Here is a 24,417-nt window from a genome sequence, read left to right as displayed (position 1 = left end):
TACCATGCGTTATTTAACAGCAGGAGAATCACACGGACCACGACTAACAGCCATTATTGAAGGAGTGCCTGCAGGACTGCCTTTGACGGCTGATTTTATCAATGCTGAGTTAAGACGTCGCCAGGGAGGCTACGGTCGTGGAGCACGGATGAAGATTGAAAGCGATCAGGTCGAGATCACCTCCGGAGTTCGCCATGGCTTGACCATGGGAGGGCCCATCACCTTGCATGTCACCAACCTAGACCATCAAAAATGGCTGGAGATTATGTCGGTCAGTGATGTGGAGGAAAAGAAAAAGGGGCTTCGGAAAATTACTAAGCCTCGACCAGGTCACGCTGATTTGGTCGGTGGGATCAAGTACCGCTTCGATGACTTGCGTAACTCCTTGGAACGGTCATCGGCTCGGGAGACAACTATGCGGGTAGCAGTTGGTGCAGTAGCCAAACGGTTATTAGAAGAAATTGGGATTCAAGTAGCTAGCCACATCGTCAATTTCGGTGGCATCGAAGTAGAGGTTCCAGAAAATCTGACGGTTTCGCAAATCAAAGAAGCGGTCGCTCAATCCGAGGTATCCATCGTCAATCGAGAGCGAGAAGAAGAAATCAAGGCCTATATCGATAGCGTGAAGAAAGAAGGAGAAACCATCGGAGGGATTGTTGAAACCATTGTAGGTGGTGTGCCTGTCGGTCTAGGATCTTTTGTCCAATGGGACAAGAAATTGGATTCTAAGATTGCTCAAGGGGTTGTCTCCATCAATGCCTTTAAAGGAGTTGAGTTTGGTTTAGGCTTTGAAGCAGGTCGTCTCAAGGGGAGCCAGGTCATGGACGAAATCCTCTGGTCTGAGCAAGATGGCTATACTCGTCGAACCAATCATCTGGGCGGATTTGAAGGGGGCATGACCAATGGAGAGCCAATTATTGTTCGTGGGGTTATGAAACCAATCCCGACCCTTTATAAGCCCCTCATGAGTGTCGATATTGAAACACATGAGCCATATAAGGCAACAGTGGAGAGGAGTGACCCAACAGCACTTCCGGCTGCAGGAGTTGTCATGGAGGCTGTGGTGGCAACGGTCTTAGCCACAGAAGTATTGGAAAAGTTCTCTTCTGATAATCTAGAGGAATTGAAAGAAGCTGTCGAGCGTCATCGGGCCTATACCAAGGCTTTCTAAGTGGAGAAATAGATGGAAGAAAAGGTTGTTTATATCGTCGGTCTAGGACTAATTGGAGCTTCGTTAGCTATGGGGATACGGAAAGCCCATCCTCATGTAACCCTATTAGGGTATAATCGCAGTCAAGCCTCACGGGATATTGCTTTGAAGAAGGGGATCGTTGATAAGGTGACGGCAGATCTTGAAGAATTTGCTTCTCAAGCAGATGTCATCATTGTCTCCTTACCTGTGAAGCAAACGATTCAAACCTTTCAGCAATTGGCAAACATACCACTGAAAGAAGGGGTTATTGTAACGGATGTGGGTTCGACCAAGGGGGCGATTGTAAAAGCTGGTCAAGAAGCTTTTAACCATCTCCCAGTCCGTTTTGTCGGTGGGCATCCCATGGCGGGGAGTCACAAGACAGGGGCTGCCTCTGCAGATTCCACCCTCTTTGAAAATGCTTATTATATTTTTACTCCAACAGTGGCGACGGATCCCAGTGCTATTTTGGAAATGAAGGATTTGCTCTCAGGGCTTGGAGCCCGTTTCATCGAGGTGGATCCTATTGAACACGATCGGGTCACTTCTCAAATCAGCCACTTTCCTCATGTATTGGCTGCAACCCTTATGGGTCAAGCAGCTGCTTATACAGAGGAGCACAGCCTAGCAGGTCGCTTTGCTGCAGGAGGATTTCGTGATATGACGCGGATTGCGGAGAGTGAGCCCAGCATGTGGACCTCTATCTTACTGTCCAATCCATCTGCTGTTCTTGATCGGATTGCCGATTTTCAGCATCGCCTTGACCAAGTTGCCGACATGATTCGCCAAGGGCAAGAAGATACGATCTGGTCCTTCTTTGATCAGAGTCGAGAGCAACGCCAGCACATGCAGATCCACAAACGAGGCGGGGTGGAAAGCACTTTCGATATTTTTGTGGATGTCCCAGACGAAGAAGATGTCATCCTTCGGATCTTGGAGTTGCTTCGCGGCACCTCCTTGGTCAATATACATATCAACGAGGAAAACCGGGAAGATGTCTATGGGATTCTCCAGATTTCCTTTAAGACAGCTGCCGATCAAGCGCGGGCTGAAGCCCTGATCACCGAACAAACAGATTATAGTGTGGTAATTAAATAGGTCCCAAGTAGGATTTTTAATTAAAATATCAGTTTCTAATACAAGATATTAGATAATCTTTGTATAATAGAATGAAACCAAATCGTTAAGGAGAAATCACATGTCAAATATTTATGATGTAGCCAATGAGTTGTCTCGAGGAATTCGTGACCTACCAGAATACAAAGCTGTTCTTGCTAGTAAGGAAGCCATTGATGCCGATGCAGATGCAAAAGCGTTATTCGGAGACTATCTCGTTTTCCAACAAGAAATTCATGGAGTTATCCAGTCTGGACAATTGCCAACTGAAGACCAACAAAAGAAAATGCAAGACTTTGCTGAGAAATTACAAGGGAACCCAATTGTGAATGAATTTTTCACCAAACAACAGCAACTATCAGTTTATCTAGGAGATATTGAACGGATTATTTTTGATCCAGTTCAAGATTTATTTAAATAAGGGAGAGAGAGTGGGACAGAAATCGTTAATTCGTTAGAATTCGATTTCGTCGTCCCACCTCCGCACAGTTGAGTAGGTCTGTATAAGCTTATGAAATCAGCGTAGTAGAGCCCACTCAACCACTGCGTCTTGCTCGACAATCCAAAGACAAATGAGAGGCTAGGACTTTTGTCCCAGCCTCTTTTTCTCTCCCATCTTGCGGGTCCTTCCAAGTGAACATTGAAAATGGCTGTTTTTTATGGTAAAATTTTTAGAAAAGCTTGAAGGGGTAAGCCATGAAATTACAAACGAATTGTAAGGGTTTGAATGGAATTATTCGTGTTCCAGGGGATAAATCAATCAGTCATCGGTCGATTATCTTTGGTAGCCTTGCCCATGGAACCACTAAGGTCTATGATATCTTACGTGGTGAAGATGTCTTATCCACTATTCAAGTATTTAGGGACCTAGGCGTCTCTATCCAAGATGATGGTCAAGTGATCACCATTGAGGGGAAAGGCTTCGAAGCCTTTCAACAGCCTAAGAATGATCTGGATATGGGAAATTCAGGCACCTCTACTCGATTGATAGCGGGTGTCTTAGCAGGAAGTCCCTTCCCAGTTACCATGGTAGGAGATGATAGCTTGTCCAAACGACCAATGGATCGAGTAGCGATCCCCCTTCGAGAGATGGGAGTTACTGTCCAAGGCCAAACAGATCGAGACATGTTGCCCCTTCATCTGCATGGATCAAAAGAGTTACAACCAATCCATTATTCATTACCGGTAGCTTCTGCTCAGGTTAAGTCAGCTCTACTTTTTGCAGCTATGCAGGCAGAAGGAGAGTCAGTTATTCTAGAGAAGGAGCTGACACGGAATCATACTGAAGATATGATTCAGCTGTTCGGTGGCCAGATTCGCGTGGAAGGCAAAAAAATTCGTTTACGTGGGCCTCAACGCTTTCAAGCTTGTGAGGTGACGGTACCAGGTGATATTTCCAGTGCAGCCTTTTGGTTAGTAGCTGGTTTGATTATCCCAAATAGTAAGATTCGACTTGAAAATGTTGGGATTAACGAGACACGTACAGGCATACTAGAGGTTATTGAAAAAATGGGTGGCAAGCTTCAAATCTTGGATGTTGATCCACTTGCTAAGGCTGCGACCCTTTTGGTAGAGACTTCAGACCTCCATGGAACTGAAATTTCGGGTGATCTGATTCCTCGCTTGATTGATGAGCTTCCAATCATTGCTCTTTTGGCAACCCAAGCTTTTGGGAAAACCATTATCAAAGATGCTGAAGAACTAAAAGTTAAAGAAACGGATCGCATTCAAGTCGTGGCGGATAGTCTAAATGCCATGGGAGCTTCCATCACTCCAACAGAGGATGGTATGATCATTGAAGGGAAAACGCCCTTGCATGGTGCTAGTCTACAAACCTTTGGCGACCACCGGATCGGCATGATGGGAGCTATCGCAGCCTTGCTTGTAAGAGATGGTGAAGTGGAGCTTGCGCGTGCTGAAGCAATTAATACCAGTTACCCTTCCTTCTTTGCAGACTTAGAAAAGGTGTCTCATGCCTAAAATACTACTTGGCTTTATGGGAGCAGGGAAAACGACTATTGGTCGTTTGTTGGATCCAGCTTTTGCTGATATGGATGCGCTCTTAGTTCGACGCTTAGAAATGCCGATTGTTGACTATTTTACCCGCTATGGTGAGGAGAGTTTTCGCTTGCAAGAGTCACTTTTATTGCAAGAGTTACTCGATGAACAGAGCTCTGTCATTGCAACTGGTGGAGGCATTGTCCTGAAGCCAGAAAATCGCGAGCTCCTCAAAAAGAATCCTTGTAATATTTATTTGCGGATTGATTTTGATCGGCTTTATCAACGACTGGCTGCGGATCCTGCAACTAAGCGCCCCCTCTTTCTTAATAAAGACCCAGAAGAGTTTCGTGCCTTGTATGAGCAACGCCTGCCCCTATATGAAGAAGTAGCCACACATGTGATTGATGTTGCTGATAAGACACCTGAAAAAATTGTGGAGATGATCCGATGTTTGTAGCTTATCTCGGTCCTAAGGGATCCTTTACCCATCATGTAGCTCTGGAAAGTTTTGAAGATGGTGAATTACGCCCTTATGACTCCATTACAGAAGTGATGAAAGCCTATGAATCCGCTCAAGTAGAGTATGCGGTCATCCCTGTTGAGAACTCCATCGAGGGCAGTGTCCATGAGACGATTGACTACCTCTTTCACCAGGCTCATTTCCAGGCTATTGCAGAAGTGGTCTATCCCATTAAGCAACAACTCTTGGCAATTAAGCAGGATCAATCCATTGAAGTGATCTATTCGCATCCTCAAGCATTAGCTCAAGGGAAAGCCTATGTTCAGGAGCATTTCCCTCAAGCCAGACTGGAGATGACAACTTCGACTTCCTATGCAGCTCGATATGTCTCTCAACATCCAGAACTACCTATTGCAGCCATTGCGCCTTTGGAGGCCAAGGATGAATATGGTCTGGAAGTGGTGGCCAGTAATATTCAAGAGATGGATCAAAATTATACCCGCTTTTGGATTCTTGGTCAGCGACCTTTTAAAGGTAGTCATTCCTTAAAGAAAGTTTCCTGTAAGAATAGTCTGGCCATTACCTTACCAAGTAATATTGCAGGTTCTTTATGCCAGGCCTTAGCTACATTTGCTTCCAGAGAATTAAATTTAACAAAAATTGAGAGTCGTCCTTTAAAGACGGTCCTAGGGGAATATTTTTTTATTATCGATGTGGTGGATGCTGACGAATCACTGTTTGCTTCTGCCTATCAAGAACTGGAATCCTTAGGAGCATCTATCAAAACCTTGGGCTATTATTCGGTCTATGTGCTAAACAACAATGAAATGGAGAACGTATGAGTAGAGAATCAGAAAACCTATCCTATCATGAACAAAAGAGATTGGATTATCTTTATTCCAACTATCATTATCTGAATGAGAAAGAGCAGTTGGAATACAAGTATCTAAAGAATAAATCAGAGGGACGATCCCAAGATGACTCCGTTTCAGCAAGTGCAGAAGAGTCTGTGGTTTCCTCAAGTAGAAGCGAAAACGAGTCTGATGAATTACCAGTCTATCCATCACGGAGCCGAAAGGATAAAACCCAAACCAATAAAAAGAAACGAGAGGAAGTAGTAGCTCTTCCCAAACGTAAGAAGGGGAAAAAAATCCGCTTCAAACGTATTTTAAAGTGGATTGCCATTTTCCTCTTGTTGGTCCTTAGTGGAATGGTCTTTATGTTTATTAAAGGCTTGAATAGCAAACCTGGTGGGACCAACGCCCAACCAGCTGTTAAAGAGTATTTCAACGGTCAGAAGACCAAAGACGGGGTCAATATCCTGATCTTGGGAACAGATGGTCGAATAGGGGAAAGCTCATCTGAGACGCGAACGGACTCTATCATGGTCGTCAATGTCAACAACAAGGACGGCAAGGTAAAATTGGTCAGCTTCATGCGGGATACTCTGGTTCATATCGATGGGGTGAGCCAACAAACGGATCCAGAATATCAAGATTACTATGACCAGAAGCTGAATACTGCCTTTACCATTGGAGAGCAGAATAACAACCAAGGGGCGGAATTGGTCCGTCAGATGCTCAAGGATAATTTTGACATTGATATCCAATACTATGCCATGGTTGATTTCCAAACCTTTGCGACAGCCATCGATACCCTCTTCCCCAATGGAGTGGAGATGAATGCGCAGTTTTCCACTATTGATGGCGAAAAGGTCAGTGAAGTGGAAGTGCCAGACGATTTGAACATGAAAGACGGTGTCGTTCCTCAGCAAACCATCAAGGTCGGAAAACAACGGATGGATGGCCGTACCCTCCTCAACTATGCTCGTTTCCGTAAGGATGATGAGGGCGACTTTGGCCGTACAAGACGCCAACAAGAAGTTATGTCTGCCATTGTTCACCAAATCAAGGATCCAACCAAGCTCTTTACTGGATCTGAAGCACTAGGAAAGGTCTTCGCTATGACCTCAACCAATGTACCCTTCTCCTTCCTGTTGACAAACGGGATTGGCTTAGTCGGAAGTGCCAGCAAGGGGATTGAACGCATTACCATTCCAGAAAATGGTGATTGGGTCGATGCCTATGATATGTATGGCGGACAAGGATTGCTGGTCGATTTCGATGCTTATAAAAAGAAATTGTCTCAAATGGGCCTAAGATGATATAATTAAGGGATAGGAGTCTGAAAACTCCATCCCTTTTAATTTGTAGAAAGATAGAACACCATGTTAAAGAAAAATGAAATTGTAGACGTTGAGATTGTCGATTTGACCCATGAAGGAGCAGGAGTCGCTAAGGTCGATGGCCTGGTCTTTTTTGTGGAGAATGCCCTGCCAGGAGAAGTCATCCGCATGCGCGTGCTCAAGGTCAATAAGAAGATCGGCTACGGAAAAGTAGAGGAGTACCTAGAAAAATCTCCTCACCGCAATGAAGAGCTAGACCTGGCTTATTTGCGAAGCGGTATTGCGGACTTGGGACACCTAGCTTATCCGGAGCAGCTGAAATTCAAGGCCAAACAGGTCAAGGATAGCCTCTACAAGATGGCAGGAATCTCTGATATCGAGGTACCCCTGACCTTGGGGATGGAGCATCCTGTCCAGTATCGCAACAAGGCTCAGGTCCCTGTCCGTCGTGTCAATGGTCAGGTAGAGACAGGCTTCTTTCGGAAAAACTCTCATGATCTAATGCCGATTGAAGACTTTTATATCCAAGATCCAGTCATTGACCAAGTAATCTTGGCGCTTCGTGATTTGATTCGTCGGTTTGACCTCAAGCCTTATGATGAGAAGGAACAGTCTGGCCTGGTTCGGAACCTTGTCGTCCGTCGAGGCCACCATTCTGGAGAAATCATGGTCATTTTGGTCACCACTCGTCCCAAGATTTTCCGTGTGGAACAGTTGATCGAGCAATTGATCAAGCAATTCCCAGCTATCAAATCCGTTATGCAGAATATCAATGACCAAAATACCAATGCCATTTTTGGAAAAGAATGGCGTACGCTTTATGGCCGAGACTATATTACGGATCAAATGTTGGGAAATGATTTCCAAATCTCTGGACCAGCCTTTTATCAGGTCAATACCGAAATGGCAGAGAAGCTCTACCAGACAGCCATTGACTTTGCAGAGTTAAAAGAAGACGATGTGGTCATTGATGCCTACTCAGGAATCGGAACTATTGGATTATCTGTCGCTAAGCATGTTAAGGAAGTTTATGGGGTAGAAGTCATCCCTGAAGCTGTGGAGAATAGCCAGAAGAATGCTAGTCTAAATGGCATCACCAATGCCCACTATGTCTGTGACACAGCTGAAAATGCCATGAAGAATTGGCTTAAGGAAGGCATCCAACCAACTGCCATCCTGGTCGACCCACCACGCAAGGGCTTGACCGATAGCTTTATCAAAGCAAGCGCCCAAACAGGAGCTGAACGCATCGCCTATATCTCCTGTAATGTCGCAACCATGGCGCGTGATATTAAACTCTATCAAGAGTTGGGATACGAATTGAAGAAAGTCCAGCCGGTTGACTTGTTTCCACAAACACATCACGTCGAATGTGTAAGCTTGTTGGTAAAACGGAACTAATCCTCAAAAGGTTCCCCGAACCTTTTGAGTCCATAAACGCACCATGTTGAGGCAGTATCACTGCTTGTACGAGCTGAGGCATCAGCGAAGTAGAAGCAGATGTTCTGCCCATGGGATAGCTGTCGTAGAGTAAGGAGTTTACGACGAAACGATACGGCAACAGCGAACCGCCGAGTGTGTAAGTTTGTTAGTGAAATGTGGATAATCGTTAAAAAATCAGAAAGACTAGAGATGTATATGCTGGAATTGTATCAAAATCCTTCTTATAAAGATCTAGTCGCATTTGGGTCCTTAAAAGAAGGAAAAGAATTTGTATCTAAAATAACTGGATATACTAGAAAATGAAAATGATTTTGTTCAATGTAATAAAGTAGAAATAACGAACATTTAGATGAAAGGTTCAGAATAAACATGAGTCTCTTATTTGAAGAATTTAAAACCATTTGTTTCCATTTAAATCGAGTCGGAATTACACCGACACTGATGGGTTCTTTGGGATTGGAGTTTAGAACGAAAGAAAAATGGGGGCCGTCTGACATTGACATTCATGTGCCTGGTGACCCTAGAGGTTGGGAAGCACCTGATTATCTCAGAATTTATGACTGGGACAAGATAATGAGAGTGATGAAAGACTTAGGCTACGTCTTAATAGATATTCATGAGCATGAATTCCAAAAGGATAGAATGAGTGTTGAATATGGAAGTATCGATTCCTTACCTGATTTTGCAGGAGTTTCGGAATCGGATATAGAGCTTATTCACGTTGAAGGCATCACTTTTCGTCTTCCAAGTCTGGAGCAGTATCTAAGTATTTACAAAGCTTCTTCTCAAGACTCCTATCGAAATGATCACAATAACAATAAGGATTTTAAAAAGATCGAGTGGCTGGAAAGACATTTGTAAATTATCATATGAAAAGTAGTAAGTTGTAAGACTGGCTACTATGTTATTTTTATTATCATTTTTATTGGTTATTTAATTTATACTATATTGGCTAGTAATTGAATTAGTAAAGAAAAGGATTTTAAGAGCAATTCATCTAAATAATTATAGAGATATTATAGATTGTGTTGATGGTTCAGAAGTTGATGATGTAAGAGAGTTGCTTGAATATATTGACGTTTCATTACAATTAAATGATTTTGATAAAATTGATGAATATGGTGTAGAATGTAATTTCCATCCGAATTATGAGTATTCTCAACTACAAGTTTATGAATTTAATGATCAAACTGGTTTTGCTGTTGAATATCAGATGACCTCTAATTCTGAATTAGTAGATTTAACCCTACAATTAGAATTTTTATACAATGAGGATGGTTACAAATTAACTTCCATAAATGTAGATCCTGGATAAACTATAGTTAAATATCTTCGTTATGAAATATATGTGTATACTAAGGATAGATAATTAGGTTGTAAGTTGCTTAAACCTCGGTTGGTTTTTCAAAATTGGAAGGATGAATGATGTATCTATTAGAACTGTACCAAAACAATTATTCAAAGGATTTAGTCTTATTTGAGACTTTAGAAGAAGGACGAGAATTTGTCGCTCAAATTCCTGGATATACTCTAGAAACAGAAGATGATTTTGAAGTGGAGTATGTTAATCCTAAACACTTGCCGGACTATTTGGAAATTGTCTTCAATGGAAATATTGTGCCTTTATCTAGATTTTCGTTTAACCCTGAAGAAAATGTCGAGATTATTTGGAAAGAAATTTCGAATCTATCCGTTACAAACGATAAAGTGATAGAAGGAGCTACAAAAGTCGATGCTTATGTCGTTAATAACGATGAAGTCAAAGCCTATATCGAAGCAAGAGAAGTAGACTTCCGCAAGTTAAAAGCTTTCTTAGAAAGCAAAGGTTATGAAGCCGACAGAATCTATTTCGGAAGTGAAGATGGCGAAGCAATTGTCTACAGAAATAAAGACGCCAAAGATTGGCACTTCTTATGTCACTTAGATCCAATGTTTGTTGAGATTGAGTATGTAGAAGAATACGTAAAAGAAATGCTGGAAGATACCTCGCAAGGAGATGAATAGGGTATTAAACACTTAAACCGATTTCTATGAACTGGCTATTACTAGTGATAGTATTGCTTGAATGAACTGATACGGCAAGTCTGAACCCCTATGTGCGTTGCAACACTCTTCCGATCTGAGATAGTCGAAGAGTAGAAGGGGATGGTATTGGTATCAATCAATGAGTAACAAGGTAACAGCACGATTCGAAACATTTGCCTGTAATTTGCGGAGGAACATCAATATGGATGGAATGACAAAAGATTCCATAAAAACGGCTAAACTAATGAAACAATTATGGCCCCAATTGACCGATAAAGAAGCTATTGATGAAGTAAAAAAATATACGAATGGCAAAAATACTGCAATCTTTACTGAAGTTGAAGGTGACACAATTGTAGGTCTAGCACTATGTTCACTCAGATTTGATTATGTTGAAGGTTGTAAATATAGTCCTGTTGGATTCTTAGAAGGGATTATTGTCGACGAGGAATATCGTTTAAAGGATATTGCTAAAAATCTCTGTACAAAATGTGAGGAATGGGCGAAAAATAAAGGATGTAAAGAATTTGCAAGTGACTGTACTTTAACGAATACGGATTCTATAAGATTTCATCTCAATATTGGATTTCAGGAGGCAAATAGAATTATTCATTTTAAGAAGAAATTATAATTTCAGAACGTGGTCAAAATTTATGTATCTTTAGAAAGTGTGAAAGATTGGACGAACAAATTTTTTTGATGGGTGGAAATCCGCCGATAAAGAACCATATGATTGTTAATAAAATTGTTTCATCAAGGAAGATCGAAAGAATTGTCATTTTTACAGTTTATCGAGAAAATTGGGAACCGTATATGAAAAAGTACACGGAAGTTATCCAAAGCCATTTTCCTAACTTAAACACTGATTACTTACTCTTGGACACTGAGCAGATTGATTTTGATAGCTATCTAGATGCTGATCTAATTATTATCGGTGGTGGAAATACGGAAAAGTATTTAGCTACTTACGTCAATCAGCAGTTCAAAAATTATATCGATCGTATGCTGAATAAAGGGGCGAAAGTTATGGGATTTTCTGCAGGAGCCCTATTATTAGGAGAAAAAGTCTATGTTTCACCTAATGATAATTCAGATCATCAGATAAAGATAAAAAATGGATTAGGACTCTTTAGTCAGTTTTTAATTAGTGTTCATTATGATTCATGGAATGATAAAGTTAATAAGGATAGAGCTGAAGAACTCGTTAATGTTCCCATAATTCCACTAAATGATCATTCCTGTCTTGTATTAGATAAACTTGGAAACATTATTGAGAAAATTGACTAGTTTTCATTATGTAAATCTGGAACTAGGAAACTAAAGTGAAGACGTACTGCATGGGACCCAATTTTCAATTTTATGAAAATGGACTATTGAAATTTTAGTAATTAAGGGAGATAGCAAAAATGGCTTCAAGTAAAGAATATTTAGATTTCATTTTAGAACAACTATCCGATTTGGAAGAAATATCATATAGAGCAATGATGGGCGAATATATAATTTATTATCGAGGGAAAATCATGGGTGGAATTTATGATGATAGATTTTTAGTGAAGCCTGTTAACTCTGCAATGGCATATATGCCAAATGCAAAGTACGAGTCACCATATGATGGAGCAAAGGAAATGCTGTTGGTAGATGATGTTGACAACAAAAATTATTTAACTGGCTTATTCAATGCAATGTATGATGAATTACCTGCACCTAAACCAAAGAAATGATTAAAGTGGAATTTAAGGAGAGAAAAATGATTTTAGAAACGGAAAGATTGATTCTTCGCCCATGGGAAGAAAGAGATGCCGCTGATTTATTTCAATATGCTAGTAATCCAGAGGTGGGTCCGATTGCGGGGTGGCCTGTACATACTAGTGTTGAAAATAGCAGAGAGATTATAAAAAGTTATTTTTCCGCACCCGAGACATACGCCATCGTTTTAAAAGAAACGATGCAGCCAGTGGGTAGCATAGGGTCGATGATTGGCTCTGCAAGTGATAAAGGGATTCCTGATACTGAGGCGGAGATTGGCTACTGGATAGGAGTTCCCTATTGGGGTCAAGGTCTTATACCAGAAGCAGTTCGTGAGATAATGAGACATGGATTTGATGACTTGAAGCTGGAGAAATTGTGGTGCGGTTATTTTGACGGCAATACAAAATCAAAGAGAGTTCAGGAAAAATGTGGGTTCCGTTACCATCATACAAAAGAGAACGTTCCATCTGCATTGGAAGGTGTTTTTCGCACAGAACACATAACCTGTCTATCAAAGGAAGAGTGGATTTCAATTAAGTGAATCACTGTTTGTCGAAGGAATACCTTTTAACGATTACTTAATGCTATCGTTGAAAGGTTTATAGCTATATTTCTATATAAATACAGGTTCACATGACATACTTAATGTTCACTCGTTTTATGTCGAGGCAGTATCACTACTTGTACGAGCTGATTTACCAGCGAAGTAGAAGAGATCTTCTTCTCATGCGACAACAGCGAATTGTTGAGTGTGTAACTTTGCTCGTGAAATCCTAGAAACCTTTTGGCGAATAGTTTTTTTAAGTCTTGAATTGTGCACCTAGTTTGACAATTCAGGAAAAAAGAATAACCATGTCGCCCTACTAACGTTGAGGAGAAATATTTATGCCTGATTTTGCTAAAATAGATAAAAAGTCTGTATATACTACGATCATTGGTTTGTTTCTAATGGCAGTATTGTCTTTGACAAAGATAATACCTGAACTTTCTTTATCAGGTCTCACTGTACTGATTGGTATTCTCTTTTTCTTTGTTCTTGAACATTTTGATAAAAAATCACATATAGAATCAGGTTTGCGCTTTAAAACATTTTTCGATGATCTGAAAAAACAAGGGGTAATTCTTTTGGTCTTGCTTCCTGTAGGAACCGCTGCAGCAACTTTGCTTATCGGCGATATGATATTTAAGGGCGCTTTTGCTAGTCATGTTTTGGGAAGAACGGATGGTATGTTATCCTTCGATAAAATACCGCTCCTTATGGTACAAATAGTAATCGCAGCCTTGGGGGAAGAAATTGCATGGAGAGGTTTCTTTCTTGGTAAGTCAATGAGAATTATACCATTTTGGCTTTGTGCCATTCTATCTTCTTTATTGTTCGCGATAGCCCATATTTCTAGTGGAAGCGTTAGGCTTGTAAGCTACGATATTTTCATGATTTTTGTTGATAGTATTATCTATGCAATGATTTATAAAAAGTCTGGGAATTGTTTGATTTCTACACTTTCTCATATTCTTGGAAATGCAACAGGAATTCTTTTGCTAATGATGTATAGCTAGACAGATTTTAATGTTATCTAGCTAATAAAGGATTTTCATTATAGGGAGGAAATGGTCACTATCAGCAAAAGAGGGCTAGATGACTTGTTGTAAAGGTAAGGAATAAGGCCAACTGCCAATTGATTTATTTGCTAAATGAGTCCTTGCTAGTTTCTACGATTCCGAGAACAATTTCATCTTTAAGCAAACAGTTTTTATCTGACTCTGACATGAAGTGAAAGTGAGATGAGTTGAAATGTCTTATTTAAAAGCAAAGAATAAGTTTAAATGGATGGATATGCAGAAGGAATGGTTGGATGAAATCAAGAGCAAGTGGAGGAAACTCGATATTGCTTCGTACAATCTCATGGATCATGATGAATGGACGGTGGGTGATTATGAGCAATCGCCTTTTTGTCAACTAATCTGGGGAGAAATACTTTCTCGTTTTCTTTCCAAAAAATATGACCAGCCTTATACGTATTCTATAAATAGAAATGTTCTCCTTGTAAAGAGTGATGGCACTTGTTTTAGATTTCTTTTTGATGTGATGAACAATGGGAAAGCAAGATACAACCGAAATAAAATTGAAGAAGATAAGAATGGTTGTGAATTTGCCTATCCCTTTCATTATATTGGTAACTTTACCCCCATTCCAGGCATGGTTAAATTACCAAGAAGCTTACAATTTATCCATAAGGATTTTAATGAAGATTGGAACCAGATGCTGAAGTATCTGCAAAATCACTGGAAAGAATTCAAGATGGGGGATTTGAGTTTTGATGATTATATCGAAATGACTTTTCAGTCTGCCTATTTTATTGAGAACCAAATCAAGCCAATCTATTCAGTAGAAGACATACAAAATTTAATATTTAAACGTGGAGAGAAAATTGAAAGAGCCTTTAAGGAAATTTTGGAAAACAAAAACAAGCCTTTCTAGGGCTTGTTTTTTTGATCAATCTTCAACTTCATTAAAGAACTCAAGACCTGGTTTGACATCTAATACAGCATGTAAGAAGAGGATTAATTGTTCATATTTTGCTGGTGTAACCATACCTAAATCGAATTCGAATTCTTTCTCTCCCTCTCTCTCAAGTAAGAAGAGGTTTTTCGAACGTACCTTTCCGTTACGGACCCACTTGATTCGAACCCCGAGTGCCTGAATTTCATTGAGAAAGATAGGATTAACGAATCGTCCATATTCTGTATTGAAGATAGCTTCGCGGTAAAGGTAGAGTTGGTTCAGTTTATCGACAGCAGTCGCATTCTCTTTGAATAATTCCACGTTCTCTTCAAGTTCTGGATAGTGATTGAAGATATCCTGGTATTTTTCTTGAACTTTTTTGGGTGCGACTCGGATTAAATGGCCAAATCCAAGAATCATGGCTAAGAAAATAATACCGAATACGATTGAAAAGACAATCCCAACTGTATCGTTTTTCTGAAGAGCACTCGGAAGATTGAAGGAAATAAAAATCATCCCAATGATCCCGAAAAACAACCACATACCATAAATGGTGTATAAGCCTTTAATTTCTTTCTGCATAGGAACTCCTTATATTTATAATAGCTCTATTTTAGCAGAATAGAGGATTTTGTTCAATCAGAATTTGACTTGCAAACCTATTTATAAAGTTGTATACTAGAAAATGATTTTGTGTAATCGTTTGCATAAACTGGTAAATGATGAAAAGAATGTAAAGTAGGAGACAAGACAGATGGAATTAACAGCTATTTATCATAGGCCTGAATCGGAGTACGCCTATCTATATAAGGACGGCCAGCTTCACATTCGCATCCGGACCAAGAAAGAAGATATCAAACGGATTGTCTTGCACTATGGGGATCCCTTTATTTTTATAGAGGATCTTTATGAGGCGACCAAGGAAATGGACAAGGTGACAACAGATGACCTCTTTGATTATTGGCAGGTGTCGGTATCTGTCCGCCATGCACGGATCCAGTACCTCTTTGAATTAGAGGACACAGCGGGAGAGAAGATCTTGTACGGTGACCGAGGTGTAGCAGCCTACAACAGGGAGAACCTGGACTTCGTCATGAACGGTTTTAAGCTTCCCTTTATCCATGAGATTGATGGGTGTGCTGTTCCAGATTGGGTGGCTCAGACGGTTTGGTACCAAATATTTCCTGAGCGCTTCGCCAATGGGAATCCAGCTATTTCGCCAGAAGGCGTTCGTCCTTGGGACGCCTCTATTGCTCCTCAAGTATTGGATTTCTTTGGTGGTGATTTGCAAGGGATTATCGATCACTTAGATTACTTGCAGGAGTTAGGGATTACAGGGCTCTACCTTTGCCCGATTTTTGAATCTCCGAGTAACCACAAGTACGATACCATTGACTATTTTGAAATTGATCGCCATTTTGGAGATAAGGAGACCTTCCGCCAGCTAGTGAAAGAGGCTCACGCACGTGGGATGAAGATTATGCTGGATGCCGTCTTCAACCATATTGGCTATGATTCACCCCAATGGCAGGATGTGGTCAAACACGGGGAGAATTCGATTTACAAGGATTGGTTCCATATTAAAGAGTTCCCTGTCTCCTCAGAAAGTCTGTGGAATAGTCGCGACTTGTCTTACCATGCTTTTGCCTTTGCAGGCTATATGCCTAAGCTCAATACGGCTATTCCTGAGGTGAAGGCCTATCTTTTGAAGGTTGCGACTTACTGGATTGAAGAGTTTAATATTGATGCTTGGCGACTGGATGTGGCCAATGAGATCGACCATCAATTCTGGCGAGATTTCCGTAAGGCGGTCTTAGCCAAGAAACCAAACCTCTATATCCTCGGAGAAATCTGGCATTCGTCACAACCTTGGCTCAAGGGCGATGAGTTCCATGCGGTGATGAACTATCCCCTCTCTGAAAGTATCAAGGATTATTTCCTGCGGGGGCATAAGGAGACGCAACGCTTCATTTGGGAGATCAATAGCCAGTCTATGTACTACAGGCAGCAGATTTCTGAGGTTATGTTTAACCTCTTAGACTCGCATGATACAGAGCGCATTTTGACGACGGCCAAAGGCAATCTTCAGTCTGTCAAGTCTGCTCTGTCATTCCTCTATCTGCAACGAGGTACGCCCTGTATTTATTATGGAACGGAGCTAGCCCTCATCGGTGGTCCAGACCCTGATTGCCGCCGTGTCATGCCATGGGAGCGCGTGTCTGCGGACAACGATATGCTGAACTTTATGAAGGACTTGATCCAGCTCCGAAAAGAAGTAGCGGGCTTGATCCAGCATGGTAAAGTGAGTCTGGAAGAAGTAGAGCCAGATGTAGTAGCAGTAGAATGGCAGCATGAAGGTGACATGCTCAAAGCCTACTTTAACCAGTCGAAGAAAGACGTTGTCTTAGAAAGAGGACAGGCAGATCTGATGAGTCTTGGAAGCATTTCCCATGATCGCTTGATCATTCAGCCAAATGGCTTTGTTATTTATAGAGAAAATTAGTAAGAAAGAGAGTGGGACAGAAATCGGTAATTGGTTAGAATTCGATTTCGTCGTCCCACCTCCGCACAGTTGAGTAGGGTTATAAAAGCTGATGAAATCAGCGTAGTAGAGCCCACTCAACCACTGCGTCTTACTCGACAATCCAAAGACAATTGAGAGGCTAGGACTTTTGTCCCAGCCTCTTTATATAAATTGTTTCTTTATTCGTGCCCTTATATTATAATGGGAGATGAGAAAGGAGGAGCCGGCGATGAAGATGTTAGCAATCAATCCTATTTCGGTTAAAAAAAGAATGATAGAATTTCTATTCGATTATCTTTTCATTCTAGCTTATTTAGCTCTTCTGTTTATTGTTTCGATGCTTATTTACATCATTTTTTTTAATGGTGTCCCAGAGTTTACAGAAATTCAGTCGCAGTGGCTTGTATTTTTTACCTCTGTTTTGCCAATCACGCTCCTGTTCACATTCTTGGATTATAAAAATGATGGCAGTTTTGGGAAGGTAAAAGCAGGACTTGAACTGGTCTACCAGAAAAAAACAGTGCAAGCTAGCTTGATCAGAAATACCATTAAATTTTTACCTTGGCAACTCGGTCATATGGGCACCATTCATGGCTTCTATAGTAATTTTGATGGATTATCCATTATCCTTTCTATTTCGGCGACTTTACTAGCAGTTTCCTTACTAGCAATGACGATGTTTCGGAGAGATAAGAGGCATCTTGGAGACCTGATAGCCCATACGCAAGTGCAATTAAAAGGTGACTAGGAAACAGATTGTCTATTCTGTCCTAAAAGAAAAAATACACATAGTTAGGAAGTATCTGTATGAATGAGACTGTTGAGTTTACAATATTGCTTTATTAAGAACAAAATAACAAATTAAATTGACTAAAAACAAGTAAAGGTATTCATGATGAAAAAATTTTTGATATTTATTTTTGCGATTTTTGTATCGTTGATAGGAATGTTCGCTATTATGTATAATAGTTATATTAAAGCTTATGAGAATGCTCATAATCATTCGAGTTATTCATGGACAAAAGAAACTTATCCTGTAGAAAAATACTCTAATCCATTTGATGAATATAATGATAATTTCGAATTATTATTTAATTTGCTTGTTAAAAAACTTTTTTCTCCAACTTTAGTAGAAAAAGAATTTAAAAGGGCATATGAAACAGCTAAAAATCTGTCAGCGGATTCTCCTATTTCGATGCAGGCTATCAAAAATAAAATAAAGATTTATAATTATTCTGAAGGCGCTAACCAGTACGCTGTATATAAGCTTAATATAGACTGGAAAGAGCAGGCTGTTTTAGCAGCAAAATCACTTCAAAAGTATCGTTATTCAAAAGAAAAGTTAGTTGAGCAACTGATAAATGTTGCACTATTTACTCAAAAAGAGGCTGACTATGCTGTAGAACAAGTAAATTTCGATTGGAAGGAGAATGCTGTGAAAGAAGCGGAATCTTATGTAAACAGTGGCAAGATTTCAAAAGAAAAGTTATTAGAAATACTTGTTGAGAATAAAAAATTCACTCAAGAAGAAGCTGAGTATGCTATAGAACATGCAAAAATAGATTTGTTGGATTAGACAATAGTTCTAGTATTTATTTAAAGACCTTAAAATAGGTTAATGAAGCTAAGATAGCTGCAGTAGAAAGTTATGAAAAGTGGCATAATGAGCATAAGGATACAATTTCTATTTATGATCGCTATTTGAACAGTGATGATTTCAAAACAAGTCCAATGAAAAATATACAAGATCAACTGAAAATATTTTTGATCGATCATCACTACTATGAAGTAGCTATTCCCCTGATTAGACAATTTAGTAAGAGTTACGATCATTATTATAAAAAACTAACAGAGGCAAGTGACTATTACTTAAAGCAAAAGGGAGATGCTCCACACTAAATCGAAAATCAATATACTTCATATGATTTAACGACTAAAAGATAGAGTGAGGGCTGACTTGCCCTTGCTCTATTTTTCAGTTCCTTTAGTTGTGCTTTCTCCCACATAGGTGTATAATTTGTCCTTAGGTAAAGAAATTAGTAGAATAAGGAGATGGATATGGAATTAAAAGATTTTACAGAAAAAGAACAAGAACAAATCAACCAAGGTTTGAGTACAGCTGAGATTTCTGATAAAGAAGCGGCGAAGAAGTTGCTCGCTCTTGTCCCGCAAGAATGGATCAAGCGAATTCCTTTCTTTGTTAGAGGACATGCGACAACAAAGACCATCGAACGTGTGGCTATGCGCTATCCTGAACTCTATGCCGTGGCCAAGCGCCAAGGAGACCTTCCTGAAAAAGAACGGGAAGAATTGCGTGTCATCATGACAGAAGTCTTTGAAGAAAAGATGAACAAACACAAGATTAAATAATCTTATATAATACTTTGTTATTTTTTTATCACACAATTGAACGAGTGATTGCAGTTGAAATATTGCAGTCGCTTTTTTTATTAACTAGTATGAAGACTTTTACACTAGTAAATAAAAATGAACAATATTTCATGATATAATACTAATGAAAGCAGTTTCATAGAGATGAAAGATTCCATTGGAGAAAAACAAGTAAAGGTAGTCATTATGAGAAAATTTTTTACAGTTATTTTTGCGATGGTTGGAATGATGGTAATATGGATAGTTTTTATGGTATATAGTTATCAAAGAAGTTATAATGAATGGCAAAATTCACATTCAGGATCAAAGGTAACTTATCCTGTACAAGAATACTCTTCTTCAAATTCTAGTACGAAGTATTATGATTATAAAAAATACTCTTCTTCAAGTTCTAGTAAGACTTCAAGTTCTAGTACGAAGTATTATGATTATAAAAATTCAAATAAATCTACAGATGCATATGTAAAAGCTCTCTTTTTGTCAGAAAATTCTCATTTATCGAAACAGAAAATTGAACAAGATCTAACAAGGTGGTATTCAGAGGATGCTTGCCAGTACGCTATGAATAAACTTAATATAGACTGGAAAGAGCAAGCTGTTTTAAAAGCAAAATCACTTCAAATGTTTCATTTTTCAAAAGAAATGTTAGTTTGGCAACTTATAAATGTTGAACTGTTTACTCAAGAAGAGGCTGACTATGCTATAGAACAAGTTAATTTCGATTGGAAGGAGGAAGCTGTGAAAAAAGTGGAAGCTATTGCAAACCCTGGAAACATGTCAAAAGAGGAGTTATTAGAATTACTTGTCATAAAAAGAAAATTTACTCAAGAAGAAGCTGAGTACGCAATAGAACATGCTCAAGTAGATTGGTTGAATTAAACAATAATTTTAATTTTGATTTGAAGAACTTAAAAGAGGCTGATGAATATAAAATAGCTAGGATAGAAAATGATGAAAAGAGGCATAATGATGATCAAAACACGTTTTCTACCAATAATCGCTAGTTGAACAGGGATGAATACAAAACAAGTCCAATGTAACATATTGAAGAGCTGGATAGTCTGCCAGCTCTTTTTTTGCTACCTATAAAGTTTCCTCATTTCGTGAAAAATAGTTGGAGCTAAGTCCGTTTTAAACTATAATATAGGAGAAGGAGATTCGATAAGAAAAAGAAAAGAATCATATTATAAAACGCTATTCAATGTTACAAAACATCTTAGTATATAGAAAAGGAACCAGTTTATGAAACCATCTAAAAAAATCATGCTCCTTACTAGCTGTGCCTTGGCTATCTTTGCTTTAACGGCTTGTGGGACCAACCAAAAGCAATCCAAGGAAAAGCAGGAAAGCTCCACTGTCCAAAAGGCCAGTTCAGACAAGGAGCACTACAAGGGAACTTACAGCAACCTCAATAGCAAGGCTAGTGTCGAAGAAGTGCGTGCTCTCTTATCTGCTTATTTGGATCAGGAGAGTGTAGACAAGTTTTTGGGTCTAGTAACGGACTATGATAATATCGTTGGATCTGTTGGCTTGACGGGCGACTTTAGCACCTTCAAAAAGACGGAATACGATGTGGAGAAGATTAGTGACTTGTGGACCAAGAAAAAGGGAGATTTCGTCGGGACCAACTGCCGGATCAATAGTTATACCTTGTTGAAGAACCGCATCGAGATCCCTAAGCAAAAGGCGGACAGTGAACTCTTGTTCGTGGACAATGATGCTATTGAGAAAGGGAAAGTCTTTGATGAGGCAGACAAGGAGGCCTTTAACATTCTGTATTCACGGGTTCCGACAGAGGCGACAACGGATGTCAAGGTCCATGCTAAGAAGATGGAAGAGTATTTTGCCAATTTCAAGTTCAATGAAAATGCGCGCATGCTTTCTGTCATCGTTCATGATAACCTAGATGGCAATACCCTATTTGTCGGGCACGTCGGTGTCTTAGTTCCTGCCAAGGACGGCTACCTCTTTGTCGAAAAGCTGACCTTTGAAGAGCCTTATCAAGCGATCAAGTTTGCGACCAAGGAAGATGTCTACAAATACTTGGAGACCAAATACCAAGATTACACCGGTGAAGGTCTAGCTAAGCCCTTTATCATGGACAATGAAAAATGGGTTGAAACCAAATAGAATTTCCAGCTAGTTAAGTTTGATGGGAGCTCCAGCTAAGGAAAGGAGGTAAAGATGAATAAAAAACGGAGCTACTTTGCTCTAGCCCTTATTCTTATCGGTTTTCTATTAGTAGAATCAAGTATGTATATCCTACCCTATATTGAAGGATTTAAGGAATTAGAGCTTGCTGTTTTTATAATTGGAGTTCTAATCTTAGTGGGTGTCATCATCTTATTAACAAAGACTAAAAAGCATACTGATTAAGGCCGAGTCAACAATTGTACTGTGTATTTAGAATTTATGGTGGGAGAAATGGAATGGAGAGTTTAGAATCAGGACCAGTATTATTAAGTGTTGGATTTATTGGCTTCTTCAGCATTACGTTATTCGTTCGTCGCTGGTTGGCTAGCCGACGTAGTGGCGGTCCTTTCTTTGCTCCCTTCCATATTAACCGTGGCATCTTCTACATTCATGTGCCTTTGTGTTTCAGTCGTCGTAGCATCCCACTGAAAGAGATCAAGCAAATTACCTACTTTCCCCTCAGAGGTAGATCTGGTGGTGGGAGTCGCTATGCTTTCTATATTGAACTTAGAACTGGTAAGACTATTCCCTTCTTTTTTGGGAAAAGCAAGCGGAATGAAGAGCTAGTTGCGAAACTCAAGCGAAATGCTGGCAGGTATGGGTTTAAAGTACATGATCCACGTTAGAATACAATCATCTGTAAAAATAGAATTTACGATCTGATTCCTTTAAAAATGAAAGCGAGTAGTCCTATGAACGATTCGATGAAAGAATATATCCATCTTAAAAAGCAGTTCCAAGAACAAGATAAGGATTCATCCAGCGTGCTGGCTTTCTATGAATTTGCGGATCGGCTGGCCTTACTGGAAACTCCAGAAGCTAAGCAGGTCTTGGTGGATGTGTATCAGGAGTTGGGCTTGTATGCCAGTGCCTTTGCTATCTTCTCAGAGCTAGTAGACAAGTCTGATCGCAAGCAAGTTAAGAAATTCTTTATCTTAGAAAAGATGAGTCTCAGTCATGGCGATCGCTTTGCGCTCCCGCGTCCCTTGACTGAAAAAGAAAAAGAGGCTCATAAGGAGAAGGTCAGAGACTTGCCAACCTTCCGCTATCATTCGGATCCACTAGCGACTGGTGCCTTTAAGGAAGGGGAGCCCAAGACCTGTCCTTCGTGTGGGGAAGAAAACACTATCTATTATGCTTTGAGACCCTATTGTGTGGAGGAGCTAAGCCATCTCTGTCCGACTTGTATCTCTACTGGTCGTGCAGCCCAAAAGTTTGAAGCAGAGTTTATCCAAGATGCTGATTGGCAAGGGGTCATGGATAAGGAAAAAGCCCAGATTCTCTTCTGTCAAACTCCTGGCTATAGTAGTTGGCAAGGAGAATATTGGCTCTCCTGTTGTCAAGACTACTGTGCCTATCTGGGGACAGTTGGCACTCATGAACTGGAAGAGATGGGCATTGCTGAGCAAGTCTTAGCAGAATACGAGTCACGTAATGAATTTCAGGATGTGGCTGAATACTTAGTCAAGGATGGTTCCATGTGTGGCTATCTCTTTCGATGTCTCCATTGTGAACAATACCATCTGTGGGTTGATGCGGATTAGGGTGTGATCTATCTGATTTATCATCCTGTTACGGAGGAAAAATGAGCAAGTTATTTTAGAAATCCTAGTATCCTCTTGGCTAGTGGCTATACGAAAATCATAGAAATAGAGTTGCACCTCTCATCTAATTTCGGTGGGAGGTTTTCTTTTTATCAGGTGACAAAAAACTGTTTGGCTATTTACACGTTCCATCATTTAGGACTTCATAGAGAAGTCTGTAAAATGATATAATTAGTTTAACGAAGAAATCAGAGTTACGATTATCTATGATTCAAGGGGGAAAGACCATGCAAAAAACTTTTCAGTTGTTGCGAAGAGGAGATCTAGAGGCCGTCCGTCAGATATTGGATAAAAAGCCAGAAGAAGTCAATGCTGTTTCGGGTGACAAACCCAAAAGAGATCAAGGGCAATCCCTTCTTCAAGTCGCTATCAAATCGGGACATCTAGATATTGCAGACTTACTCATTGATAGAGGGGCAAATCTTAACTTTATTGAAGAGCCGACAGAGCTGAATCCATTTTGTCAACCGGTCATCCAAACAGCCGGTGGACGAGCTGTATTTGACTGCAGGCGCATGATCAAACGTTGGAATGGCCAATATGAAATGTATTCGTCTAAGGAAAAGGCGGACCACTCTTTCAAGGTTTTCGAGAAAATGTTGGAACTTGGGGCAGATATCTCTCAGAAGAATAGTCATGGGGGAACCTTATTACAAACTATCTTAATAGAAACCAAAGAAGTTCTGCCATCTTATTCTTGGAAAACAAAAGAAACAAGAGATAATGTCCTCATCACGGAGGAATTACGTCATGATTTAAATCGTATTTATAATCTCCTGATTCGTTACGGTGTGACTTCGGACGAAATCTCTGCCTATTATAAGATTCCTCTCAAAGAACTTTACCAGGACAGCCCGACTATGGAATTCTTAAATCGCTTAGATCAGAGCAGATCTTGATAAGCATTTGAACTACTAGTTAAAAGAGCCTTAGGGCTCTTTTTGTTTATTCTAATGAGGATAGAAACAGATTGTTTTTTCTTTTGGGCAAATTATGGTACTCTAAAGATAGAATAATGGAAGGGTTTTCTG

28 protein-coding genes are annotated in these 24,417 nt (G+C 39.9%); 27 read left to right on the top strand and 1 reads right to left on the bottom strand.

Annotation, left to right across the window (positions count from 1 at the left end; translation table 11 throughout):
- Positions 1-4 precede the first annotated feature (4 nt).
- The 17 genes from aroC to EL081_RS06015 all read left to right on the top strand — a co-directional run bounded on the left by aroC (position 5) and on the right by EL081_RS06015 (position 14,650).
- Positions 5-1,171 carry a chorismate synthase gene (gene aroC, locus EL081_RS06105; RefSeq protein WP_126404392.1) on the top strand — a complete coding sequence of 389 codons (1,167 nt, stop codon included), beginning with the start codon at positions 5-7 and terminating at the stop codon, positions 1,169-1,171.
- 12 nt (positions 1,172-1,183) lie between these two features.
- Complete coding sequence (locus EL081_RS06100) at positions 1,184-2,290, top strand: prephenate dehydrogenase (protein ID WP_126404390.1); 1,107 nt, start codon at positions 1,184-1,186, stop codon at positions 2,288-2,290.
- Between the two features lie 100 nt (positions 2,291-2,390).
- Positions 2,391-2,729, top strand: a complete 339-nt coding sequence (locus EL081_RS06095) for a YlbF/YmcA family competence regulator (protein WP_126404388.1) — start codon at positions 2,391-2,393, stop codon at positions 2,727-2,729.
- 275 nt (positions 2,730-3,004) lie between these two features.
- Positions 3,005-4,288 carry a 3-phosphoshikimate 1-carboxyvinyltransferase gene (gene aroA / locus EL081_RS06085; RefSeq protein WP_126404387.1) on the top strand — a complete coding sequence of 428 codons (1,284 nt, stop codon included), beginning with the start codon at positions 3,005-3,007 and terminating at the stop codon, positions 4,286-4,288.
- Positions 4,281-4,766, top strand: a complete 486-nt coding sequence (locus tag EL081_RS06080; protein ID WP_126404385.1) for a shikimate kinase — start codon at positions 4,281-4,283, stop codon at positions 4,764-4,766. Before aroA ends, EL081_RS06080 begins: the two co-directional genes overlap by 8 nt.
- Positions 4,757-5,611: a prephenate dehydratase gene (pheA, locus tag EL081_RS06075; protein ID WP_126404383.1), complete on the top strand. Its 855-nt coding sequence runs from the start codon at positions 4,757-4,759 to the stop codon at positions 5,609-5,611. The genes EL081_RS06080 and pheA overlap by 10 nt, the downstream gene beginning before the upstream one ends.
- Entirely contained in the window at positions 5,608-6,933 is a 1,326-nt protein-coding gene (locus EL081_RS06070) for an LCP family protein (protein ID WP_126404381.1), read from the top strand. The genes pheA and EL081_RS06070 overlap by 4 nt, the downstream gene beginning before the upstream one ends.
- Before the next feature lie 63 nt (positions 6,934-6,996).
- Complete coding sequence (gene rlmD, locus EL081_RS06065; protein WP_126404380.1) at positions 6,997-8,355, top strand: 23S rRNA (uracil(1939)-C(5))-methyltransferase RlmD; 1,359 nt, start codon at positions 6,997-6,999, stop codon at positions 8,353-8,355.
- Positions 8,356-8,766: 411 nt separating this feature from the next.
- Complete coding sequence (locus EL081_RS06055; RefSeq protein WP_126404376.1) at positions 8,767-9,258, top strand: phosphoribosylanthranilate isomerase; 492 nt, start codon at positions 8,767-8,769, stop codon at positions 9,256-9,258.
- 79 nt (positions 9,259-9,337) lie between these two features.
- Positions 9,338-9,712, top strand: a complete 375-nt coding sequence (locus EL081_RS06050) for a DUF7668 domain-containing protein (protein ID WP_126404375.1) — start codon at positions 9,338-9,340, stop codon at positions 9,710-9,712.
- Positions 9,713-9,822: 110 nt separating this feature from the next.
- Positions 9,823-10,401, top strand: a complete 579-nt coding sequence (locus tag EL081_RS06045; RefSeq protein ID WP_126405055.1) for a hypothetical protein — start codon at positions 9,823-9,825, stop codon at positions 10,399-10,401.
- Positions 10,402-10,624: 223 nt separating this feature from the next.
- Positions 10,625-11,053, top strand: coding sequence for an aminoglycoside 6'-N-acetyltransferase (aac(6'), locus tag EL081_RS06040; RefSeq protein WP_126404373.1), 429 nt, complete (start codon positions 10,625-10,627; stop codon positions 11,051-11,053).
- A gap of 47 nt (positions 11,054-11,100) precedes the next feature.
- Complete coding sequence (locus tag EL081_RS06035; RefSeq protein ID WP_126404372.1) at positions 11,101-11,709, top strand: Type 1 glutamine amidotransferase-like domain-containing protein; 609 nt, start codon at positions 11,101-11,103, stop codon at positions 11,707-11,709.
- A gap of 119 nt (positions 11,710-11,828) precedes the next feature.
- Complete coding sequence (locus tag EL081_RS06030; protein ID WP_126404370.1) at positions 11,829-12,143, top strand: TfoX/Sxy family protein; 315 nt, start codon at positions 11,829-11,831, stop codon at positions 12,141-12,143.
- 26 nt (positions 12,144-12,169) lie between these two features.
- Positions 12,170-12,712, top strand: coding sequence for a GNAT family N-acetyltransferase (locus EL081_RS06025; RefSeq protein WP_164555435.1), 543 nt, complete (start codon positions 12,170-12,172; stop codon positions 12,710-12,712).
- A 344-nt stretch (positions 12,713-13,056) separates the two neighbouring features.
- Positions 13,057-13,728 carry a CPBP family intramembrane glutamic endopeptidase gene (locus EL081_RS06020; protein ID WP_126404366.1) on the top strand — a complete coding sequence of 224 codons (672 nt, stop codon included), beginning with the start codon at positions 13,057-13,059 and terminating at the stop codon, positions 13,726-13,728.
- Between the two features lie 235 nt (positions 13,729-13,963).
- Entirely contained in the window at positions 13,964-14,650 is a 687-nt protein-coding gene (locus EL081_RS06015) for a hypothetical protein (protein ID WP_126404364.1), read from the top strand.
- A gap of 15 nt (positions 14,651-14,665) precedes the next feature.
- Here EL081_RS06015 and EL081_RS06010 read toward each other — a convergent pair whose 3' ends face one another.
- Positions 14,666-15,256 (bottom strand): hypothetical protein, encoded by a 591-nt coding sequence (locus tag EL081_RS06010; protein WP_126404363.1) that lies wholly within the window; start codon positions 15,254-15,256, stop codon positions 14,666-14,668.
- Between the two features lie 172 nt (positions 15,257-15,428).
- Here EL081_RS06010 and EL081_RS06005 point away from each other — a divergent pair, with 172 nt between their 5' ends.
- The 10 genes from EL081_RS06005 (at position 15,429) to EL081_RS05950 (ending at position 24,285) form a co-directional block, all read left to right on the top strand.
- On the top strand, positions 15,429-17,177 hold the full coding sequence (locus tag EL081_RS06005) for a glycoside hydrolase family 13 protein (protein WP_126404361.1): 1,749 nt from the start codon (positions 15,429-15,431) through the stop codon (positions 17,175-17,177).
- Between the two features lie 250 nt (positions 17,178-17,427).
- Positions 17,428-17,946: an RDD family protein gene (locus tag EL081_RS05995; protein ID WP_414485197.1), complete on the top strand. Its 519-nt coding sequence runs from the start codon at positions 17,428-17,430 to the stop codon at positions 17,944-17,946.
- A 144-nt stretch (positions 17,947-18,090) separates the two neighbouring features.
- Positions 18,091-18,774 (top strand): Ltp family lipoprotein, encoded by a 684-nt coding sequence (locus EL081_RS05990; RefSeq protein ID WP_232011393.1) that lies wholly within the window; start codon positions 18,091-18,093, stop codon positions 18,772-18,774.
- Positions 18,775-19,256: 482 nt separating this feature from the next.
- Entirely contained in the window at positions 19,257-19,568 is a 312-nt protein-coding gene (locus EL081_RS05980) for a hypothetical protein (protein ID WP_006597213.1), read from the top strand.
- A gap of 165 nt (positions 19,569-19,733) precedes the next feature.
- On the top strand, positions 19,734-20,468 hold the full coding sequence (locus EL081_RS05975; RefSeq protein ID WP_232011394.1) for an Ltp family lipoprotein: 735 nt from the start codon (positions 19,734-19,736) through the stop codon (positions 20,466-20,468).
- A 363-nt stretch (positions 20,469-20,831) separates the two neighbouring features.
- Positions 20,832-21,719 carry a DUF4300 family protein gene (locus EL081_RS05970; protein WP_126404357.1) on the top strand — a complete coding sequence of 296 codons (888 nt, stop codon included), beginning with the start codon at positions 20,832-20,834 and terminating at the stop codon, positions 21,717-21,719.
- A gap of 54 nt (positions 21,720-21,773) precedes the next feature.
- Positions 21,774-21,965, top strand: a complete 192-nt coding sequence (locus EL081_RS05965; RefSeq protein WP_126404356.1) for a hypothetical protein — start codon at positions 21,774-21,776, stop codon at positions 21,963-21,965.
- Positions 21,966-22,018: 53 nt separating this feature from the next.
- Positions 22,019-22,408, top strand: a complete 390-nt coding sequence (locus tag EL081_RS05960; protein ID WP_126404354.1) for a hypothetical protein — start codon at positions 22,019-22,021, stop codon at positions 22,406-22,408.
- Between the two features lie 66 nt (positions 22,409-22,474).
- Positions 22,475-23,326: a CbrC family protein gene (locus EL081_RS05955; protein ID WP_126404353.1), complete on the top strand. Its 852-nt coding sequence runs from the start codon at positions 22,475-22,477 to the stop codon at positions 23,324-23,326.
- Between the two features lie 287 nt (positions 23,327-23,613).
- Positions 23,614-24,285, top strand: coding sequence for an ankyrin repeat domain-containing protein (locus EL081_RS05950; RefSeq protein ID WP_009730828.1), 672 nt, complete (start codon positions 23,614-23,616; stop codon positions 24,283-24,285).
- Positions 24,286-24,417: the final 132 nt, after the last annotated feature.

This window comes from Streptococcus viridans (assembly GCF_900636365.1).
Lineage (GTDB): Bacteria > Bacillota > Bacilli > Lactobacillales > Streptococcaceae > Streptococcus > Streptococcus viridans_A.
Note: the sequence above shows the minus strand (reverse complement) of the source record. Positions and strands in the feature narration are given on the sequence as shown.

Bases quoted from the DNA above. Each gene is read 5' to 3' on its own strand.
- aroC (WP_126404392.1), top strand. From the start codon at position 5: ATGCGTTATTTAACAGCAGGAGAATCACACGGACCACGACTAACAGCC.
- EL081_RS06100 (WP_126404390.1), top strand. From the start codon at position 1,184: ATGGAAGAAAAGGTTGTTTATATCGTCGGTCTAGGACTAATTGGAGCT.
- EL081_RS06095 (WP_126404388.1), top strand. From the start codon at position 2,391: ATGTCAAATATTTATGATGTAGCCAATGAGTTGTCTCGAGGAATTCGT.
- aroA (WP_126404387.1), top strand. From the start codon at position 3,005: ATGAAATTACAAACGAATTGTAAGGGTTTGAATGGAATTATTCGTGTT.
- EL081_RS06080 (WP_126404385.1), top strand. From the start codon at position 4,281: ATGCCTAAAATACTACTTGGCTTTATGGGAGCAGGGAAAACGACTATT.
- pheA (WP_126404383.1), top strand. From the start codon at position 4,757: ATGTTTGTAGCTTATCTCGGTCCTAAGGGATCCTTTACCCATCATGTA.
- EL081_RS06070 (WP_126404381.1), top strand. From the start codon at position 5,608: ATGAGTAGAGAATCAGAAAACCTATCCTATCATGAACAAAAGAGATTG.
- rlmD (WP_126404380.1), top strand. From the start codon at position 6,997: ATGTTAAAGAAAAATGAAATTGTAGACGTTGAGATTGTCGATTTGACC.
- EL081_RS06055 (WP_126404376.1), top strand. From the start codon at position 8,767: ATGAGTCTCTTATTTGAAGAATTTAAAACCATTTGTTTCCATTTAAAT.
- EL081_RS06045 (WP_126405055.1), top strand. From the start codon at position 9,823: ATGTATCTATTAGAACTGTACCAAAACAATTATTCAAAGGATTTAGTC.
- EL081_RS06030 (WP_126404370.1), top strand. From the start codon at position 11,829: ATGGCTTCAAGTAAAGAATATTTAGATTTCATTTTAGAACAACTATCC.
- EL081_RS06025 (WP_164555435.1), top strand. From the start codon at position 12,170: ATGATTTTAGAAACGGAAAGATTGATTCTTCGCCCATGGGAAGAAAGA.
- EL081_RS06020 (WP_126404366.1), top strand. From the start codon at position 13,057: ATGCCTGATTTTGCTAAAATAGATAAAAAGTCTGTATATACTACGATC.
- EL081_RS06015 (WP_126404364.1), top strand. From the start codon at position 13,964: ATGTCTTATTTAAAAGCAAAGAATAAGTTTAAATGGATGGATATGCAG.
- EL081_RS06010 (WP_126404363.1), bottom strand. From the start codon at position 15,256: ATGCAGAAAGAAATTAAAGGCTTATACACCATTTATGGTATGTGGTTG.
- EL081_RS06005 (WP_126404361.1), top strand. From the start codon at position 15,429: ATGGAATTAACAGCTATTTATCATAGGCCTGAATCGGAGTACGCCTAT.
- EL081_RS05995 (WP_414485197.1), top strand. From the start codon at position 17,428: ATGAAGATGTTAGCAATCAATCCTATTTCGGTTAAAAAAAGAATGATA.
- EL081_RS05990 (WP_232011393.1), top strand. From the start codon at position 18,091: ATGATGAAAAAATTTTTGATATTTATTTTTGCGATTTTTGTATCGTTG.
- EL081_RS05980 (WP_006597213.1), top strand. From the start codon at position 19,257: ATGGAATTAAAAGATTTTACAGAAAAAGAACAAGAACAAATCAACCAA.
- EL081_RS05975 (WP_232011394.1), top strand. From the start codon at position 19,734: ATGAAAGATTCCATTGGAGAAAAACAAGTAAAGGTAGTCATTATGAGA.
- EL081_RS05970 (WP_126404357.1), top strand. From the start codon at position 20,832: ATGAAACCATCTAAAAAAATCATGCTCCTTACTAGCTGTGCCTTGGCT.
- EL081_RS05965 (WP_126404356.1), top strand. From the start codon at position 21,774: ATGAATAAAAAACGGAGCTACTTTGCTCTAGCCCTTATTCTTATCGGT.
- EL081_RS05960 (WP_126404354.1), top strand. From the start codon at position 22,019: ATGGAGAGTTTAGAATCAGGACCAGTATTATTAAGTGTTGGATTTATT.
- EL081_RS05955 (WP_126404353.1), top strand. From the start codon at position 22,475: ATGAACGATTCGATGAAAGAATATATCCATCTTAAAAAGCAGTTCCAA.
- EL081_RS05950 (WP_009730828.1), top strand. From the start codon at position 23,614: ATGCAAAAAACTTTTCAGTTGTTGCGAAGAGGAGATCTAGAGGCCGTC.